This window comes from Exiguobacterium sp. s181 (genome assembly GCF_018617125.1).
GTDB classification, from domain to species: domain Bacteria; phylum Bacillota; class Bacilli; order Exiguobacteriales; family Exiguobacteriaceae; genus Exiguobacterium; species Exiguobacterium profundum.
In genome coordinates, this window is record NZ_JACSJM010000002.1 from 751191 (window position 1) to 768479 (window position 17289).

The 17289-nt window shown below is 47.9% G+C and carries 14 protein-coding genes; 10 read left to right on the forward strand and 4 right to left on the reverse strand.

Annotated elements, in window-relative coordinates:
* Positions 1 to 48: 48 nt before the first annotated feature.
* Positions 49 to 1539 (forward strand): GGDEF domain-containing protein, encoded by a 1491-nt coding sequence (locus KNO70_RS10325; protein ID WP_078146823.1) that lies wholly within the window; start codon positions 49 to 51, stop codon positions 1537 to 1539.
* Between the two features lie 10 nt (positions 1540 to 1549).
* Here the strand turns inward: KNO70_RS10325 and KNO70_RS10330 are convergent, their stop codons facing one another.
* Both KNO70_RS10330 and KNO70_RS10335 read right to left on the reverse strand, forming a co-directional pair.
* The gene (locus KNO70_RS10330; protein WP_078146824.1) at positions 1550 to 2038 is read right to left on the reverse strand and encodes a dihydrofolate reductase; all 489 of its coding nucleotides are present in this window, start codon (positions 2036 to 2038) and stop codon (positions 1550 to 1552) included.
* Positions 2035 to 2829 (reverse strand): thymidylate synthase, encoded by a 795-nt coding sequence (locus KNO70_RS10335; protein WP_214684381.1) that lies wholly within the window; start codon positions 2827 to 2829, stop codon positions 2035 to 2037. The genes KNO70_RS10330 and KNO70_RS10335 overlap by 4 nt, the downstream gene beginning before the upstream one ends.
* 178 nt (positions 2830 to 3007) lie before the next feature.
* Here KNO70_RS10335 and KNO70_RS10340 point away from each other — a divergent pair, with 178 nt between their 5' ends.
* The 3 genes from KNO70_RS10340 (at position 3008) to KNO70_RS10350 (ending at position 5482) form a co-directional block, all read left to right on the forward strand.
* Positions 3008 to 3532, forward strand: coding sequence for a type 1 glutamine amidotransferase domain-containing protein (locus KNO70_RS10340; RefSeq protein WP_074037100.1), 525 nt, complete (start codon positions 3008 to 3010; stop codon positions 3530 to 3532).
* A 26-nt stretch (positions 3533 to 3558) separates the two neighbouring features.
* Positions 3559 to 4293: a Bax inhibitor-1/YccA family protein gene (locus tag KNO70_RS10345; protein WP_074037099.1), complete on the forward strand. Its 735-nt coding sequence runs from the start codon at positions 3559 to 3561 to the stop codon at positions 4291 to 4293.
* A 76-nt stretch (positions 4294 to 4369) separates the two neighbouring features.
* The gene (locus KNO70_RS10350; RefSeq protein WP_353047366.1) at positions 4370 to 5482 is read left to right on the forward strand and encodes an NAD(P)/FAD-dependent oxidoreductase; all 1113 of its coding nucleotides are present in this window, start codon (positions 4370 to 4372) and stop codon (positions 5480 to 5482) included.
* Between the two features lie 37 nt (positions 5483 to 5519).
* Here the strand turns inward: KNO70_RS10350 and KNO70_RS10355 are convergent, their stop codons facing one another.
* Positions 5520 to 6083 carry a TetR/AcrR family transcriptional regulator gene (locus KNO70_RS10355; RefSeq protein WP_214812457.1) on the reverse strand — a complete coding sequence of 188 codons (564 nt, stop codon included), beginning with the start codon at positions 6081 to 6083 and terminating at the stop codon, positions 5520 to 5522.
* Between the two features lie 121 nt (positions 6084 to 6204).
* Between KNO70_RS10355 and KNO70_RS10360 the strand changes: the two genes are divergently transcribed.
* The 6 genes from KNO70_RS10360 (at position 6205) to KNO70_RS10385 (ending at position 15761) form a co-directional block, all read left to right on the forward strand.
* Positions 6205 to 7077, forward strand: coding sequence for an ABC transporter ATP-binding protein (locus KNO70_RS10360; RefSeq protein WP_214812459.1), 873 nt, complete (start codon positions 6205 to 6207; stop codon positions 7075 to 7077).
* Position 7078: 1 nt separating this feature from the next.
* Entirely contained in the window at positions 7079 to 7873 is a 795-nt protein-coding gene (locus tag KNO70_RS10365; protein ID WP_214812461.1) for an ABC transporter permease subunit, read from the forward strand.
* A 65-nt stretch (positions 7874 to 7938) separates the two neighbouring features.
* Positions 7939 to 8751, forward strand: coding sequence for an aldo/keto reductase (locus KNO70_RS10370; protein WP_078146830.1), 813 nt, complete (start codon positions 7939 to 7941; stop codon positions 8749 to 8751).
* Positions 8752 to 8867: 116 nt separating this feature from the next.
* A complete protein-coding gene (locus tag KNO70_RS10375; RefSeq protein ID WP_214812467.1) occupies positions 8868 to 9620 on the forward strand; it encodes a tryptophan-rich sensory protein in 753 nt (250 codons plus the stop codon).
* Positions 9621 to 9873: 253 nt separating this feature from the next.
* The gene (gltB, locus tag KNO70_RS10380) at positions 9874 to 14313 is read left to right on the forward strand and encodes a glutamate synthase large subunit (protein WP_214684373.1); all 4440 of its coding nucleotides are present in this window, start codon (positions 9874 to 9876) and stop codon (positions 14311 to 14313) included.
* A complete protein-coding gene (locus tag KNO70_RS10385; RefSeq protein WP_214812469.1) occupies positions 14310 to 15761 on the forward strand; it encodes a glutamate synthase subunit beta in 1452 nt (483 codons plus the stop codon). The genes gltB and KNO70_RS10385 overlap by 4 nt, the downstream gene beginning before the upstream one ends.
* Before the next feature lie 138 nt (positions 15762 to 15899).
* Here KNO70_RS10385 and KNO70_RS10390 read toward each other — a convergent pair whose 3' ends face one another.
* Positions 15900 to 17219, reverse strand: a complete 1320-nt coding sequence (locus KNO70_RS10390; RefSeq protein ID WP_214731379.1) for a Na+/H+ antiporter family protein — start codon at positions 17217 to 17219, stop codon at positions 15900 to 15902.
* Positions 17220 to 17289: the final 70 nt, after the last annotated feature.

Genomic DNA, 17289 nt, shown 5'->3' on the forward strand with positions numbered 1-17289 from the left:
ATCGAAACATAAGAGAATTCGGGGAGTACGAACATAGGGGGGACGGGAATGGAGCAAGGTCAACTCACTGAGCGTATACATATGATTTTGAAAAAGATATCGGAGTCGAGACAAATTCCAAAAAGCGATATCGAGTTTCTACTCGATTGGATGAAGAAGGAAGTTCGGCAACGACGGTTGATGCATTTGTTAGAAATCTTTAGTCGTGTCGAGTCTGACGCGAAGGAGTTGCCAAGCGTCCTTACACAAGCGGAAGCTTTGACCTTGATCTCTCCTGTGAAACGTTATATCCATACCGTCTTGGGGATTGAACAAGAGGACGAAGATCTCGTCCTTATCTTATCCGCAAGCTTTTCCACATTTAGCCGTTACAAGTCGCGCGTTGAAAAGCTCGGGGCACGTCCGGTATTTTTGCAGACCCTTGAAGAAGCCGTGGAATACGATTATGAGGATGTGCCAAAAGCCATCATTATGGACGTTGAATTATGGCCACAATTTAAAGAGCGAGATATCCAATCGTTCGTTAGCAAAATGAGAAAACTCTACGTTCCCCTCATTGTCATCGGAACGAATGAACACTATCGTCTTGCTGCTTATTCATATGGATTCGACGATTATTGGGAATCGTGGGTGCCGATGGAGGAACGATTGGTGCGTCTCGGGCTACATATTGAAAAATCCCGTCTCGTATCAAAAGCGTTACTCGTGGATGAATTAACGGGTGCTTTCAACCGTAAGTATTTAAAGGCGACCTTTTCTCGGTTCATCTCAAGATTGGAGCGGTCTGGTGAGAGTTTTGCCGTTGCACTGCTCGATATCGATCACTTTAAACAATTGAACGATACGTTCGGTCACTCGTATGGGGATGATGTGCTTCATCGTGTTTCTGAAGAAATCCGTCATGCCATTCGCTCTAGTGATGAGCTCATCCGATACGGAGGCGAAGAATTTTTGATCCTCTTGAACGTTTCAGACCGTGCAATCGTCGAATCGGTACTTGAGCGAGTCAGAACTCGCATCGAAGAGATGGAGTTTCCATACGATCATCAGGTGACGGTGTCGATTGGATACACCCGAGTCTGCCAGACTGGCTATACACTTGGAGAGTGGTGTGCCTACGCAGATGAGGCGCTGTATAAGGCGAAACGAGATGGTCGAAATCGTGTCGTCCGATACACTTCTGCTGTTCGTGAGGAGAAGCGAATCGCCTATGTGACGATGTCTGCCAATACCTATACATCGCTTGCTGATCGACTCCCGAAAGAGCATCGCCGATATGAAGTCGTATACCGTCCTTACGAGGCGTATTCTTGTAATGACAATATCGAGATGTTCGTCTTGGATGATGCGCGTGCGCAAGAAGCGAAAGGGACGTTGTCTGCTGTGAAAGAGCAACGAGGCAAATATAGTCACATTCTTGCTGTATCGAAACGAACGGCGTCTGAACTCGGAGCGATCTATGACGATTATGCGGATGGAGAACAAGACGAGGTCATCACGAGAAAAATTGAACAGTGGCTGGAAAAATTGCCAGACTAAAAAACAGACATCATGATGCGATGTCTGTTTTGTCGTATTGTTTGAATGAAAAGGCATATGCATGTGTTTCGTCTTGCGGGTGGTCGATTGTACTCGTAATTGACCATTCCCCAATCCGTTCGGGGTAATACGTATCGGCCTCGAACGATGCAGCGACCTCCGTTGCATAGATCCGGCTCGTCATCGGCATCGTCTGTTCATATAACGTGGCCCCACCGATGACAAACCATTCCTCCTGTTGACTCATTTCGACGAGACGTTCTAAATCATGCCACACTTCGACTTGATCGGCTGAAAAGGAAACATCAGATGTGACGACGATGTTGCGTCGGTTCGGCAACGCTTTACCGATGGATTCAAACGTCTTTCTTCCCATGACGACCGTGCCACCAGACGTGATAGATTTAAAGTGTTTCAAGTCATCTGGCAATCGCCATAATAAATCATTGTCTTTCCCGATTTCCCGATTCTGCCCATATGCGACGACGTGTGAAATCATACGCTCACTTCTCCTTTAATATGTGGATGTGGATCATATCCTAGAATTTCGAAGTCTTCAAAACGGAATGATTCGATTGAAGGGACGTCTCGGACAATGTTGAGTTTTGGTAGCGGACGTGGGTCACGCGACAACTGAAGTTCCACTTGTTCGAGATGGTTGTGGTAGATGTGTGCATCACCAAGGGTATGGACAAAGTCGCCGACTTCGAGTCCGGTCACGTGTGCGACCATGTGCGTCAAAAGTGCATACGATGCGATGTTGAATGGAACACCTAAAAAGGTGTCGGCGCTTCGTTGATATAACTGGCACGAGAGCTTCCCGTCAGCGACATAGAATTGGAACAATAGATGACATGGCGGGAGGGCCATCTCGTCAAGCTGTCCTGGGTTCCATGCCGACACGATCAACCGTCTCGAATCTGGATTCGTTTTGATTTGTTCAATCACTTGAGCCAGTTGATCGACGGACGAGCCGTCCGGGCGTGGGAATGAACGCCACTGTGAACCGTACACCGGACCCAGATTACCTTCCTCGTCTGCCCATTCATTCCAAATACGGACCCCGTTTTCTTGAAGGTATCGGACGTTTGTCTCTCCTGAGATGAACCATAATAGTTCGTGAATGATGGAACGAATATGTAATTTTTTCGTCGTAATCAGGGGGAACCCTTCTTGCAGATTGAAACGCATTTGGTAACCAAATACACTCGTTGTCCCGGTCCCGGTCCGGTCTTCCTTTACGACACCTTGGTCGAGGATGTGTCGACATAAGTCATGATATTGCTTCATAGGTGATGTGCCTCCTTCTCATTCTTCTACCACTAAAGGTATCAATTGTAGGGAGGAAACACAAGATATAGTGGTAAGAATCATCCACAATCAATATCCTGGAAAAACAATCATGATTCTTCGTTTTCGTGACTGTCGCTTTCGGGTATAATGGGGAATGAATAAAAGGAGGGGTTTGATGAAACTACAAGGGAAGAAAGTCCTTCAACTTGTCAGTAATGACTTCGAGGATTTAGAGCTTTGGTACCCGGTGCATCGCCTTCGTGAAGAGGGAGCGCACGTGATCCTCGCTGGGGAGAAGGCCGATCACGCATATATCGGTAAATACGGTGTGCCAGCAAAATCTGACGTGGCGTTTGATGATGTGGACATTACATCGTTCGATGCGATCCTCGTGCCAGGCGGATGGTCTCCTGACTTATTGCGCCGTTTCGATTCGGTGAAAGGATTCGTCCGTTATATGGATGAACAAAAACGACCAATCGGTCAAATCTGTCACGCCGGTTGGGTGTTGATTTCTGCGAACATTCTAGACGGGGTGAACGTGACGAGCACGCCTGGAATCAAAGATGACATGGAAAATGCGGGAGCGATTTGGCATGATGAGCCGGTCGTCGTCGACGGACATATCGTCTCAAGTCGTCGTCCGCCAGACTTACCAGATTATATGCGCGCGTTCATCGACGTGTTCGCAAAACAGTAACTGAACCATAAAGGAGCTATTCAACGTTGAACTTAAAATCGAATCCATTACTTCGTAAATCAATGCAGTCCTCAGCTTACAGTGCCGAACCGATGACGAAAGCGGGAACATGGTCTAAAGTGTTCACCTTGCTTTTACTCGTGACAGCGGCAGCCGGTACGACATGGCTTGTCGTTCCGACAATCGGAGAAGGGCTCTTGTTCCCGCTCATGATCGGGTCACTCATCCTCGGCTTTATCTTTGCTTTGCTCATCACGTTTAAACCAAATACGGCTCCGATCGTCGCACCCCTATACGGGATTATCGAAGGTGTCTTCGTCGGATCGATTTCGTATTTCTTTGAAGCGATGGTCCCTGGTATTGTGGGACGTGCCGTATTAACGACGTTTGTCGTCGCCTTTGCGATGTGGTTTGTCTATACGACAGGGCTTGTCAAAGTGACACAGAAGTTTAAAGCCGGTGTCATGGCAGCCATGTTCACAGTCATGTTGTTATATCTTGTGCAACTCGTTATGAGTTTGTTCGGTTCAGGCTTGGCATTCATGACCGGTTCAAGCCCACTTGCGATCGGTGTTCAATTCGTGATTGTCATCGTCGCTTCACTCGCTCTCGTCTTAGATTTCGACTTCATCGCAAGTCAAGTCGAAGCTCGGGCTCCGAAACAGTTGGAATGGGTCGCGGCATTCGGATTAATCGTCACGCTCGTGTGGCTCTACATCGAGTTGTTAGATTTACTTTATCGTCTAGCGATGAGAGAATAATAATCAATCATCGATCCGTTGGGTCGATGATTTTTTTACGAAAGGATGTGTCCATCTGTCTGAGCAAGACAGATTTATGATGAAGAAAATAGTGATTATCGGGTCAGGGATCGTCGGTGTTTCGGCTGCCTATCATTTAGCTGGTAAAGCGGATGTAACGGTCATTGACCGGAAAGAAGAAGGAAGAGCAACGGATGCCGCGGCTGGAATCGTATGTCCGTGGATTGCGCAGCGACGCAACAAAGCTTGGTATGCACTGGCGAAAGGCGGAGCAAGCTATTATCCTAAGGTCGTCAAAGAGCTGGAGGCTGAAGGGGAGACGGACACCGGATACAAACGTGTCGGGACGCTTGCGCTCCATGAAGAAACAAAGCTCGACCAGATGATGGAGCGAACTTTGCTTCGTCGAGAAGAAGCGCCAGAAATCGGTGAACTCGAACGATTGACTGCAGCAGAGGCACAACATCGTTTCCCACCGTTATCCGATGAATACGATGCACTCTTCGTGACAGGAGGGGCTAGAGTCGACGGCGGTCGCTTTCGCGCTGCACTTGAGAGAGTCGCTATCAAGCGTGGCGTCACATTTGTCAACGGTTCAGCACGGTTGACGAGCGGAGATGAGATTGGTGTGGAGTGTGACGGAGTGAGATATGAAGCGGATGAAATCATCCTTGCGACGGGTGCTTGGTTACCGGAGCTGTTACAGCCTCTTGGATATACGGTACGAGTCGAAGGGGAAAAGGCCCAGCTCGTCCACGTCCAGTTGAAGGATACAGATGCATCTGACTGGCCGGTCGTCATGCCGCCACGACGCCGCTATTTACTCGGATTTGACGACGGGAAAGTGGTCATCGGTTCGACACATGAGAAAGGAAAAGCGTTCGACGTTCGTCCGACTGCAATCGGTGTACACGAAGTACTGACGAAAGGTTTGGAGTCGGCACCTGGACTTGCTGAGGCAGAACTCGTGGGGACGAAAGTCGGCTTCCGTCCGGTTACACCGAATTCAATTCCCGTACTCGGAAGGGTGCCTGGGGCAGAAAAACTGTTGGTCGCGAACGGTCTGGGATCATCCGGTTTGACGGTCGGCCCGTTCATCGGAAAAGTGTTGAGTGACCTCGTTCTGACAGGAGACGCGGAAGTGGATCTATCGCTCTATCCAATTGAAGACTTTATCTATCACACATAAAAAAGGTGACTGTCTGCTTGCTTGAGACAGTCACCTTTTACCGTTTCATGACCCCATTCAAAAAGAAATGAAAGTAGACGTCCATCGTTTCCTTCATATTCTCGATTGAAAACTGAGAATCGGACAGGATAGCCTGTTGCATGAATTGTACATAGCGTAAATAAGAAGAAGTGGATAACGTCGAATCGATTGACCCTTGGGCCTTCCCGTATTCAATCAACCGGGCGAAAGCAGTATATCCTCGAGTCGCAAGCTGTTCCCAGTTCGGGTCTTGTTGAATCATTGCTGTGATGGTCTCGTCAAAGAGAACCGCCGTCTGGATTTTTCGTTTTAGGATCTCGACGAGTAACGCATCGAAGGGAGCGTTCGACTCAATCGCCTGTTCAATCCAACTCATCTGCTCTTCTGTCATTTGCTTTAAGATTTCCACGATGACCTGGTCTTTTGAACCGAAGTAATTATAGATGGATACAGGGGATACATGCGCTCGTTTCGCTAGTTCACTGATTTTAAATCGGGATTGCTTCTCTGTCATCAAGTCATAAGCGGCACGTAAGATCGCTTGTTGTTTTTCTTCGGTGCGTTTCGCAAATCCATCCATTGATCGAAGCGCTCCTTTCTCTAGTTTTGTAATCAATATACCATTTCCATTTCAAAAAAGAACATGATATACTAGTTTTGTAATCATATTGTTAAGATATTACAAAAAAGGAGGGGTCGAGATGATTCGGATTCAGCGATTGACGAAACGATTTGATGATACACATGGCATTTTTGATGTATCCCTTCAAGTGACACCAGGAACAATCTTCGGATTCATCGGACCGAACGGCGCTGGGAAATCCACAACGATTCGACATTTGATGGGTCTGTTGAAGCCGAGTGAAGGCAAGGCGACTATCAACGGATTCGATTGTTGGCAGGAGACGGAGCAAGTGAAGCAAAGCGTCGGCTATTTGCCGGGAGAAATTAATTATCCCCAAAACATGACAGGGGAAGAAATCATTCGATTGACGCGCCATCTGCACAAAACGAATCCGGATCGTGAACGGCAATTACGTGAACGGTTTTCATTCGATGAGGCGACGAAAGTACGGAAGATGTCAAAAGGGATGAAGCAAAAGCTTGCTATCATCACCTGCTTCATGAAAGATGTGCCCGTCTATATTTTGGATGAACCGACGAGCGGATTAGACCCGCTCATGCAAGAGCGTCTAGTCGATTGGTTAATTGAAGAAAAGCAATTAGGGAAAGCGATTCTCATGAGTTCTCATCATTTCCCTGAGATGGAGCGGACGTGCGACCGTGCCGCGTTGATTAAAGATGGACGCATCATCATCGAAGAGGATATGGAACAATTACGACAACATAGCGTGAAACGGTATCGAATCGAATTTTCAACGGAAGCGGAAGCCGTTCGATTCGCGGCCGATTCTGGTGAACGGAACGGCATGCATGTCGAGGTCACCATCTCCACACCATCAGAGTTGAACCATCTCATTCGAACGTTGGCGGATTTCCAGATTCAATCATTGTCAAGCGGTACAGACGAGCTCGAACATTTGTTCATGCAGTATTACGGGGAGGCGACATGACATGTTAATTCGCTCCATGTTGAAACAGAATCGCAGTTGGATTCTTGGATATTCAATCGGGACCAGCGTATATCTCTTTTTCTTAGCCGCCATCTTCCCATCTATTCAAGAAACAGGCTTAATTGAGGCGAAATTAGAATCGTTGCCACCTGAGCTTCTCGACGTCTTCCAAATCAACGCGTCGATGGCGATGGACAACGTTCTCAATCTATTGTCGAGCAACTATTATGGGTTGATTTTCTACGTGCTCGCGGCTTTATTCGCATTGACTTTCGCCTCGAAACTCTTGGCCAAACCGGTCGATTCAGGAGAAATCATGTTGTATATGGCAGCACCGATTTCTCGGGTCACGTATGTGATGTCAAGCTTCGTTGTGTTGATTGTGGCAGTCGGGCTATTTGTCGGTCTGAATGGATTAAGTTTAATGGTAGCGGACCTTCTGTTCGATTTACAAATCGATTATGCGGTTCTGTGGATGCTTCAATTGAATGGGGCGCTCATGTTGCTCGTCCTAGGCGTGGCCGCTTATGTGATTGCGAGTCTATTCGATGATAGTAGTAAATCCTATATGGTGACGGGCGGGATATTCACGTTCTTTCTCGTGATGAATATCATCCAAGGAGTGAGCGATCAATTCGATTGGATGTCAAACCTCTCATTCTTCTCTCTCTTTGACGCAGGTGCCATCATGCGTGAGGAGTATTGGGGCATCCATTTCATCTGGTTACTCGGTCTCTTGACTATCTTTTCAGCACTCTCGTTCTTCCGATTCACCCGAAAAGATTTGACGATTTAGTTTTCCGAAATAAATTGTCGGGTATGATACAATCATCTCGTTAGAATGAAAAGGGGATGAATGAGATGCTTTACGCTACATTACGAAATAAGGTCGAAATTCCGATGATCGGCTTTGGGGTCTGGAAGGTCGATAATGAAACCGAGGCGCCAGCTGCTGTCGTTGAAGCGATCAAAACAGGCTATCGTCACATCGATACGGCTGCAATCTATAAAAATGAAGAGGGCGTTGCGAAGGGAATTCATCTCTCAGGTGTAGACCGCTCTGAATTGTTCATCACGTCGAAGATTTGGAATGATGACATTCGTGAAGGCAAAACGAAAGAGGCATTCGAAGACTCGTTAAAACGACTCCAGACAGATTATTTGGACCTTTGTCTGTTGCATTGGCCGGTTGATGGGTTCGTCGATGCGTGGAAAGATCTCATCGATTTATATGAAGCCGGAAAAATCAAAGCAATCGGTGTATCCAACTTTAAAGAACACCATTTAGAAACATTGAAAGAAGCCGGTCTGATGGCGCCACTCATCAATCAGGTTGAACTTCATCCACAACTCCCGCAACCTGATTTGTTGGATTACTGCCAAGATGAAGGGATTCAGATCGAGGCGTGGAGTCCACTCATGCAAGGTAAGTTTTTAGACATCCCTGCTTTTTCTGAAATTGCAGAAAAACATGGGAAGACACCGGCTCAGATTGTGCTCCGTTGGCACCTTGAATCCGGTCATGTCGCGCTACCGAAATCGGTGACACCACATCGAATCCGTGAGAACTTTGATGTTTTCGACTTCTCACTCGATGCGGACGATTTGGCGAAGATCGATCAAGTGGCGACAGGAGAACGTCTCGGACCAGATCCAGACGAAATCGACTTTTAATGGAGAAGGGGTTCGCATATGCGAGCCCCTTTGTACGTGTAGAGTCACATGGATGCGGGTATTTAATATTATGTTACAAAAGGAGGTGTTTGATCTTCATTTAGAAGATCGTGCTTATGGACTTATCAAAATGGCCGATTGTAAACTGGGTTGCTTTTTTAGCGACCGTCGTCATCAACTATTTCGCGAGCGGCGACAACGCGGCGGTTTCGGACCGCATCGATATCTACTTTAAGCCGGCAGGGTACGCCTTCTCGATTTGGGGTGTCATCTATGTCGCGTTACTTGTCTGGCTGGTGCTCCAGTTGAAGAAAGGGACGACGGCGAATCGTCAAGCCGAGCGGATGAAAGCCGGATTTTTAGTCTCTTGCGTGCTGAATGGTTTATGGCTATTGGCATTCACGAACGAATGGTTCGTCGTCTCACTTGTCATCATGGTGTTGTTCCTGGCTACGCTGTGCTGGTTGTATTATATCGCTTTTCGGACGTCTACGAGCTGGCTCGATCGGTTCCCGTTCTCCATCTACATCGGCTGGGTATCAGTCGCGACCATCGTCAACACGTTCGTTGTGATGAAGACGAAACAGATCACGTCGCTGTTAGGTCTTGATGAACTCGCCTGGACCTCTCTTATGCTGATGGTCGGTGTGATTCTTGCCCTTCTCTTTATGTGGTGGCATCATGATTTCATCTATCCACTCGTATTCGTCTGGGCATATATCGGAATATTTGCGAGAATCGAAGAAGGCACACTCTATGTTGTGATTGTCAGCGCCCTCGCATTGCTTGCGATTGGGTATATCGGATTGATTTTGTGGAAACGTCCGAAATCGTTTTTACATCATCCGCGTAAAACAGTAGAACAATAATCAAGAAAAGGGTATCTTCAGGATATCCTTTTTTATGTTCTGAAGAACCTATAAATAAATAATATTTATGGATATTTATTCTTTATTGAACATAACTAAAAACGATAAATCCATTGATAACAGTCATGTATACGCTTTCAATATGACTAAATGAGATTTCTATTATGCAAAAATGCATGCAACTCACTTGATTTTTCAGAATATTTAGAACAAAATGTTAATTACGAAACTGTGAGTGAAAGGGGTCGATGATATGAGTCGAGTTGGTTTGTATGACTCAAAATTTGAGAAAGATGCGTGTGGGATTGGACTTTACGTCAATCTACATGGGCTAAAGAAACATGAAATCGTTCAAAAATCGCTCTCCATGTTATGTAATTTAGAGCACCGAGGAGGAGAAGGTGTCATCGATGCTGGTGATGGGGCGGGTATCATGACTGAGATTCCACACGAATTGTTTACGCAAACCATGAACCTTCCGTCACTCGGTCGTTACGCTGTCGGAATGGTTTTTTTTCAGCCGTCTGAGAATCAGCTTCACGAAAAGATCACGTTGATGGAACGGATGGCGGATGAACTGGATTGTTCGACGATCGAATGGCGCGAAGTACCTGTCGACCCGATGCAAATCGGGGAACATGCGCGGGTCACACAACCGGTCATCTATCAATGGTTTATCTCATGTCCATTCCTAGACGAGGATGCGAATGAACGCGTCTTCTATGAACTTCGTCGAAAAATCGAAAAAGTCGAATCATTACGCCTATATATCGCAAGCCTGTCAACGAGAACGGTCGTATATAAAGGGATGTTGACGCCAAATCAAATCGCCGCATTCTATTTGGACTTGCAATCTCCTCACTATAAAAGCACGTTCGGCATCGTCCATTCTCGTTTCTCGACGAATACGTTCCCTTCTTGGGAACGAGCTCATCCGAACCGCATGATAGTCCATAACGGGGAAATCAATACGCTTCGTGGAAATATCGATGCGATGCGAGCACGGGAAGGGGTCACGTCAACAGACTTATTCGAAGACGTTCAACACTTGTTCCCTGTGCTTCAAGAGGATGGGAGCGACTCGTCCATGCTCGATAACGCTTTTGAATTCTTCACACGAACAGGTCGTTCGATCGCCCACACGGCGATGATGTTGATTCCTGAACCATTTGTCGAAGGAAAGATGGAACCGTTCAAGCGCGACTTCTATCAGTATCATTCATCCATCATGGAGCCGTGGGATGGACCGACTGGAGTCGTCTTCACAGATGGAAGGCAAATCGGAGCTATTTTAGATCGTAACGGCTTGCGTCCGATGCGTTATGTCGAAACATTGGACGGGGAATTGATTCTCTCCTCTGAAACAGGAGTCATTCCGGTTGACGCAGAGAACGTCAAATCCAAACAACGTCTAAGACCAGGACAGTTGTTGTTGATTGACTTGATTGAAAAGCGATTGATTCCTGATCATGAGATCAAAGAGACGATTGCGAAGTCAGAGCCTTATCACAAATGGCTTAAGCAGATGATGACCATTGAGGATCGAGAGGTCGTTGAAGAAGAACTACTTGAACTCGGACGTGTGCAACGTGCGTTTGGATATACGAAAGAAGACATTGAACAGTATATGGTTCCGTTAATCAAAGACGAAAAAGATCCAATCGGCTCGATGGGGCATGACCAACCAATTGCGGTGCTCTCGACGCGGCCCCGTTCCTTGTTCCATTATTTCAAACAACACTTCGCGCAAGTGACCAACCCGCCAATCGACGCGTTACGGGAGAAAATTGTCACGGCTACGTTTACTTGGATTGGTCCGCAAGGAAATCCGGTCCATACTGGACGAGGTCACGCGAAACGTGTGTGGTTGAATCATCCGATGATTGATGGGGCAACCCTCAAGCAACTTGCCGAGAAGCTCAAGCTCGAACGAGTCGATACGACGTTTACAAATGATTTAGAGGCGTCGCTTGAAGCCCTTTTGCAACAGGTCAGCCAGATTGTACGAAATGGTGCGAACGTGATCGTCCTATCTGACCGTCTCGTCAGTAATAAACGGATTGCGATGCCGTCTCTTCTCGTACTGAGTGCGATTCATCAACACTTGATTCGAGAGAACTTGCGCTCGAACTGTAGTCTCATTTGTGAGAGTGGTGAAGTTCGAGAAGTGCATCAGGCAGCGACCTTGATTGGGTATGGGGCAGATGCGGTATATCCTTACGTAGCCTATGCGACGATAAGAGATTTAGTCGAACGTAAACAAATTGCGCATTCATTTGAAGAGGCCATTCGCTCGTATCAAAAAGCAGTTGTCGAAGGCATCGTCAAAATCATGTCGAAAATGGGTATCTCGACCATTCAAAGCTACCGTGGGGCCCAAATTTTCGAAGCCGTCGGATTAGATTGCAATTTGATTGAGACGCATTTCAGGGGAACGACGTCCCAACTGTCTGGAATCGGATTTGAAGAACTTGAAAACGAAGCGAGAACACTCCATACGTCCGCCTATGCGACGAATCGTCCGCTCGAGGCGGGAAGTGATTTCCAATGGCGTGCAGACGGAGAAGAACATGCATTCAATCCGAAGACGATTCATTTGTTGCAACGTGCCTGTCGTGAGAATGAACGTAAATATTATGATGCTTATGTGAAGCTGCATGAATCATCAGGACAGTTCATTCGACAGTTGTTTGCATTTAAAACACAACGTCCTGTCCCGCTCGAAGAAGTAGAGCCAGTCACGTCGATCGTTCGCCGTTTTAAGACAGGCGCGATGTCATTTGGGTCCTTGTCGAAAGAGGCGCATGAAACGCTCGCTATCGCCATGAATCAGATCGGTGCGAAAAGTAACTCTGGAGAAGGCGGGGAAGACCGGGCCCGCTTCGTCCCGGATGAGTTTGGAAACGAACGCATCAGCCGCATCAAGCAAGTCGCGAGCGGACGATTCGGGGTGACGGCAGAATATCTTTACCATGCCGATGAAATTCAAATCAAGATGGCGCAAGGGGCAAAACCGGGTGAGGGTGGCCAACTTCCTGGAAATAAGGTGTACCCATGGGTCGCCGAAGTGCGTGGATCCGTTCCGGGGGTTGGACTCATCTCACCGCCTCCACATCACGATATATATTCGATTGAGGACTTGGCCCAACTCATCTTTGACTTAAAGCATGTGAATCCTAAGGCGAAAATCAGTGTGAAACTTGTCTCGAAGTCAGGCGTCGGGACGATTGCAGCCGGTGTCGCGAAAGCGAATGCCGATACGATTGTCATCAGTGGATATGATGGTGGAACCGGTGCTTCTCCAAAGACATCAATCAAGCACACAGGTCTTCCTTGGGAACTTGGACTCTTAGAGACGCATCAAACGCTCGCGTTGAACGGGTTACGGGGGAGAGTCACACTTGAGACGGATGGAAAGCTCATGACGGGGCGAGACATCGTCCTAGCTGCCATCTTCGGGGCGGAAGAGTTTGCGTTTGCGACAGCGCCACTCGTCGTCCTTGGATGTATTATGATGCGTGCATGCCATTTAGATACGTGTCCGGTCGGTGTGGCGACACAGGACCCTGTGCTTCGTCAGAAATTTATGGGGAAACCAGAACACGTCGTCAACCTGATGACGTTCTTGGCAGAAGAAGTACGAGAAATTTTAGCATCACTCGGTGTGACATCATTAGACGACGTGATTGGTCGAACGGATCTTCTCGAAGAAAGTGAATGGAAGACGAAACATCCGAAAGCAAAACGGTTAGATTTAGCACCGATGCTCTCGATGCCGACACCACTTCCTGAGCGTGAAGAAGTCGCTCACCCGGCATACCGTTCCTATGATCACCGAAAATTGATTCCGGCAGTCTCACGGTCAATCAACTCGTTGCAACCGACCTTCTTCGTTGGTCGCATCCGAAACACCGATCGCGCCGTCGGGACGCAGTTGGGGTTTGAAGTGACGAAAGTTCACGGTCAGGTCGGTTTAGCGGATGATACCATTTCGCTTCGCCTCAGTGGATCAGCCGGACAAAGCCTAGGAGCATTTTTACCACGAGGGATCACCATTTCCGTCATCGGGGATGCCAACGATTATATCGGGAAAGGCTTGAGCGGTGGGAAATTAGCATTGATCTCTGAAAAACATGCACCGTTTGATGAAAGTAAACAAATGATTGCCGGAAACGTCTGCTTGTACGGAGCGACGAGCGGACAAGCTTTCTTTAACGGTCACGTCGGCGAGCGTTTTGCCGTTCGAAATTCCGGGGCGACGGCAGTCGTCGAAGGAGTCGGCGATCATGGATGTGAGTATATGACCGGGGGAACGGTTCTCGTCCTCGGTGATGTCGGACGGAACTTTGCAGCCGGCATGTCAGGTGGCGTCGCATATCTTTATGGGGATCAAGCGTACGATCGACTCGTCAACGAGGAGCTCGTCTCCGTCGTAAAAGAATTGAACGATGAAGATATGGAACAAATTTATGCACTTCTCGAAGCGCATCAGTTTCATACAGACAGTGTTAAAGCACGGACTATTTTAGAGTCGTTCGAACAAGCTCGCTCTCACTTTGTAAAGGTCGTTCCTCGAGATTATGCGAATGTATTGGACGTTATGCGTCAAATCGAGGCGAATCGACCGGAATTGAGCGAAGCGGACCGAGCACTTGAATTGTTCCGGGTTGTGACTGAGGGGGGTAACGCATGAAACATAACTTTTTAAACATCGCACGGTCCACACTACCTGAGCGTCTTGTGGATGAGCGAGTGAAGGATTATGAAGAATATGCAACACGAATGGATGACGAATCCGTCAAACAGCAGGCTGCACGTTGTATGGACTGTGGCACTCCATTCTGTCATGTCGGGGATATGATTGGACAAGAGACGATTGGGTGCCCGATTCACAACTATATCCCGGAGTGGAACAAGCTTGTGACCAAATCGGACTGGATGGGAGCGTATCACCGATTGATGGAGACAAATAACTTCCCGGAGTTTACGGGTCGAGTTTGTCCCGCACCGTGTGAGGGGTCTTGTACACTCGGAATCAGTGAAGATCCGGTTGCGATCAAATCGATTGAACGAACCATCATCGATCGGGCGTTTGAAGAAGGTTGGGTGAAACCAAGACCGGTTCATCGAAGAAGCGGGATGACAGTCGCCATCATCGGAAGTGGGCCGGCTGGATTGGCAGCTGCCGACCAACTGAACCAACTCGGACATTCGGTCACCATCATTGAGAAGGCGGATGAACCGGGAGGGCTACTCATGTACGGAATCCCGAACATGAAACTGGATAAGGATGTCGTGAGACGTCGTATTCGATTGCTCGAACAAGAGGGAATTGTCATCCAGACGAACATTGAGGTCGGTACGGATGTGACAGTGGAGGCGCTTCGGAACCAATACGATGCGGTGATTTTCGCGACAGGCGCTCAGAAACAGCGCACGCTCGGGATTGACGGGGATGATGCACGTGGTGTTGAAATGGCGATGGATTATTTGACGGCATCGATGTACGAGCGAAAAGGAACGACCCGATCACCAGAACATGACGCCAAAGACAAAAATGTCATCGTCATCGGGGGTGGAGATACAGGAGCCGACTGTGTGGCGACAGCAATCCGTCAAGGTGCAAAATCAGTCGTTCAGTTTGGGAAGCACCCGTCAAAAGGGTTGCTTCGTGCACCAGAGAAACCTTGGCCACTTCAACCGGACACGCTTACGACGGATTATGCGTATGCGGAATCACTCGCGATCTATGAGAAAGACCCGAGAACGTATTTGATTCGCTCCAACCAAATCGTCACGAAAGAAGGACGTGTCACAGGGATTGAAACGGAACGGATGACGAAAGTCGTCAACCCGGATGGTCAGGCAACCTTCTTCGTAGAGGAAGATTCAATAGAGACGTATCCGGCGGATTTGATCCTCGTCGCCATTGGATTTGAACGACCAGAGCACGAGTTGCGGATAATCGGTGTCGAGAAGACGAAAGATTTCCAGACGGCAACGGAAAACGTCTTTGTCGCGGGGGATGCCAAGCGAGGGCAAAGCTTGATCGTATGGGCGATTCGTGAAGGACGAGAAGTAGCAGAGGTCGTCGATGCGTATCTCGATACTTGCAAGACCGAATTAAAAACCTCATCATAAAAAGGAGCGACAGCCGTCGCTCCTTATCTTTTGTTTAGGAGGAGTTTTATGTTCACGGAAATCCTCATGTATACGGGAATCTGGTTTATTCTCATCCTCATTTTATTAGGAACCATTTATTCACGACGGAAAAAATGATCAAAGCACCATCGCCGCAATCACACCGAAGATGATGAGTGGAATATTGTAGTGTAAGAACGTTGGCCAAACCGTTTCACGTAGGTGATCGTGTTGACCGTCAGCGTTCAATCCACTCGTAGGTCCGAGTGTCGAGTCACTCGCTGGGCTACCTGCGTCCCCAAGCGCTCCTGCAGTCCCGATGATGGCAATGGTCGCCTCGACTGAGAACCCGTATTGTACACAGAGCGGGACGAAAATCGCAGCAATGATTGGAACGGTCGAGAAACTTGAACCGATTCCGAGCGTGATGACAAGGCCGACGAGCAACATGACTAGAGCGGCAATGAGTTTAGAGTCACCCATCAAATCGCTCGCTCCGTTGACGAGCGGTTCGATCGCACCTGTCTCGCGGATGACGGCAGCGAATCCACTTGCGGCGATCATGACAAACCCGATGAATGCCATCATGCGCATGCCGCTTGTGAAGATATCATCTGCCTCAGACCATGGAATCAGGCGGAAGATTGAAAGCAAGATCAAACCAGTCACCGCAGAGGCGATCATCGACTCGGTCTGCAATTGAACGATGAGGACGATGAGAACGACAGCGAGTGTCATGATCATCTTCAAACCACTCATTTGACGTACTTCATAATCAGTTGGTCCGAGTGCAATCGTGTCATACGTTCTCGGTTTCCGGTAGTGAATGAACGCCGCTATCAATCCGACGACCATCCCTAATGCCGGGATACCCATGATCGAGATGATGTTGACGTCTCCGACAGTCAAGCCGTTTGCTTCAACGTTTGCGATGAGAATCTCATTCAAGTAAATCCCACCAAACCCGACAGGTAACAACATATATGGTGTCACAAGACCGAACGTCAAAATGATCGCTACGAGACGACGGTCTACATTCAACTCATTGAACAGTACGAGTAACGGCGGAATCACAATCGGGATAAAGGCGATGTGTATCGGAAGCACGTTTTGAGAGCTGATGGATAACAATAAGATGAGTGACAACAGGAATGCTTTGACGTACATCACACGCTTGCCTGACACGTCACGACCTGACATCGCAATCAATTTTTCAGCTAAGACATCCGGAAGCCCCGTCTTCGATAACCCGACAGCGAATGCGCCGAGGAGCGCGTAGCTGAGTGCGATGCTCGCTCCACCACCAAGACCGTCACTGAAGGCGGTCAACGTATCGTTGAACCCAAGTCCTCCAACAAGCCCTCCGACAAGCGCCGCTAAGATTAATGATAATACAATGTGCACTCGGCTGATGGCGAGCGCAAATAAGACGATGACTGCAAGTAATACTGCGTTCATATCGATCCAACACCTTTCGCGTTTTCTTTCTCTTGGTATCACTTTAATATGATAAAGACTTTTTGAAATT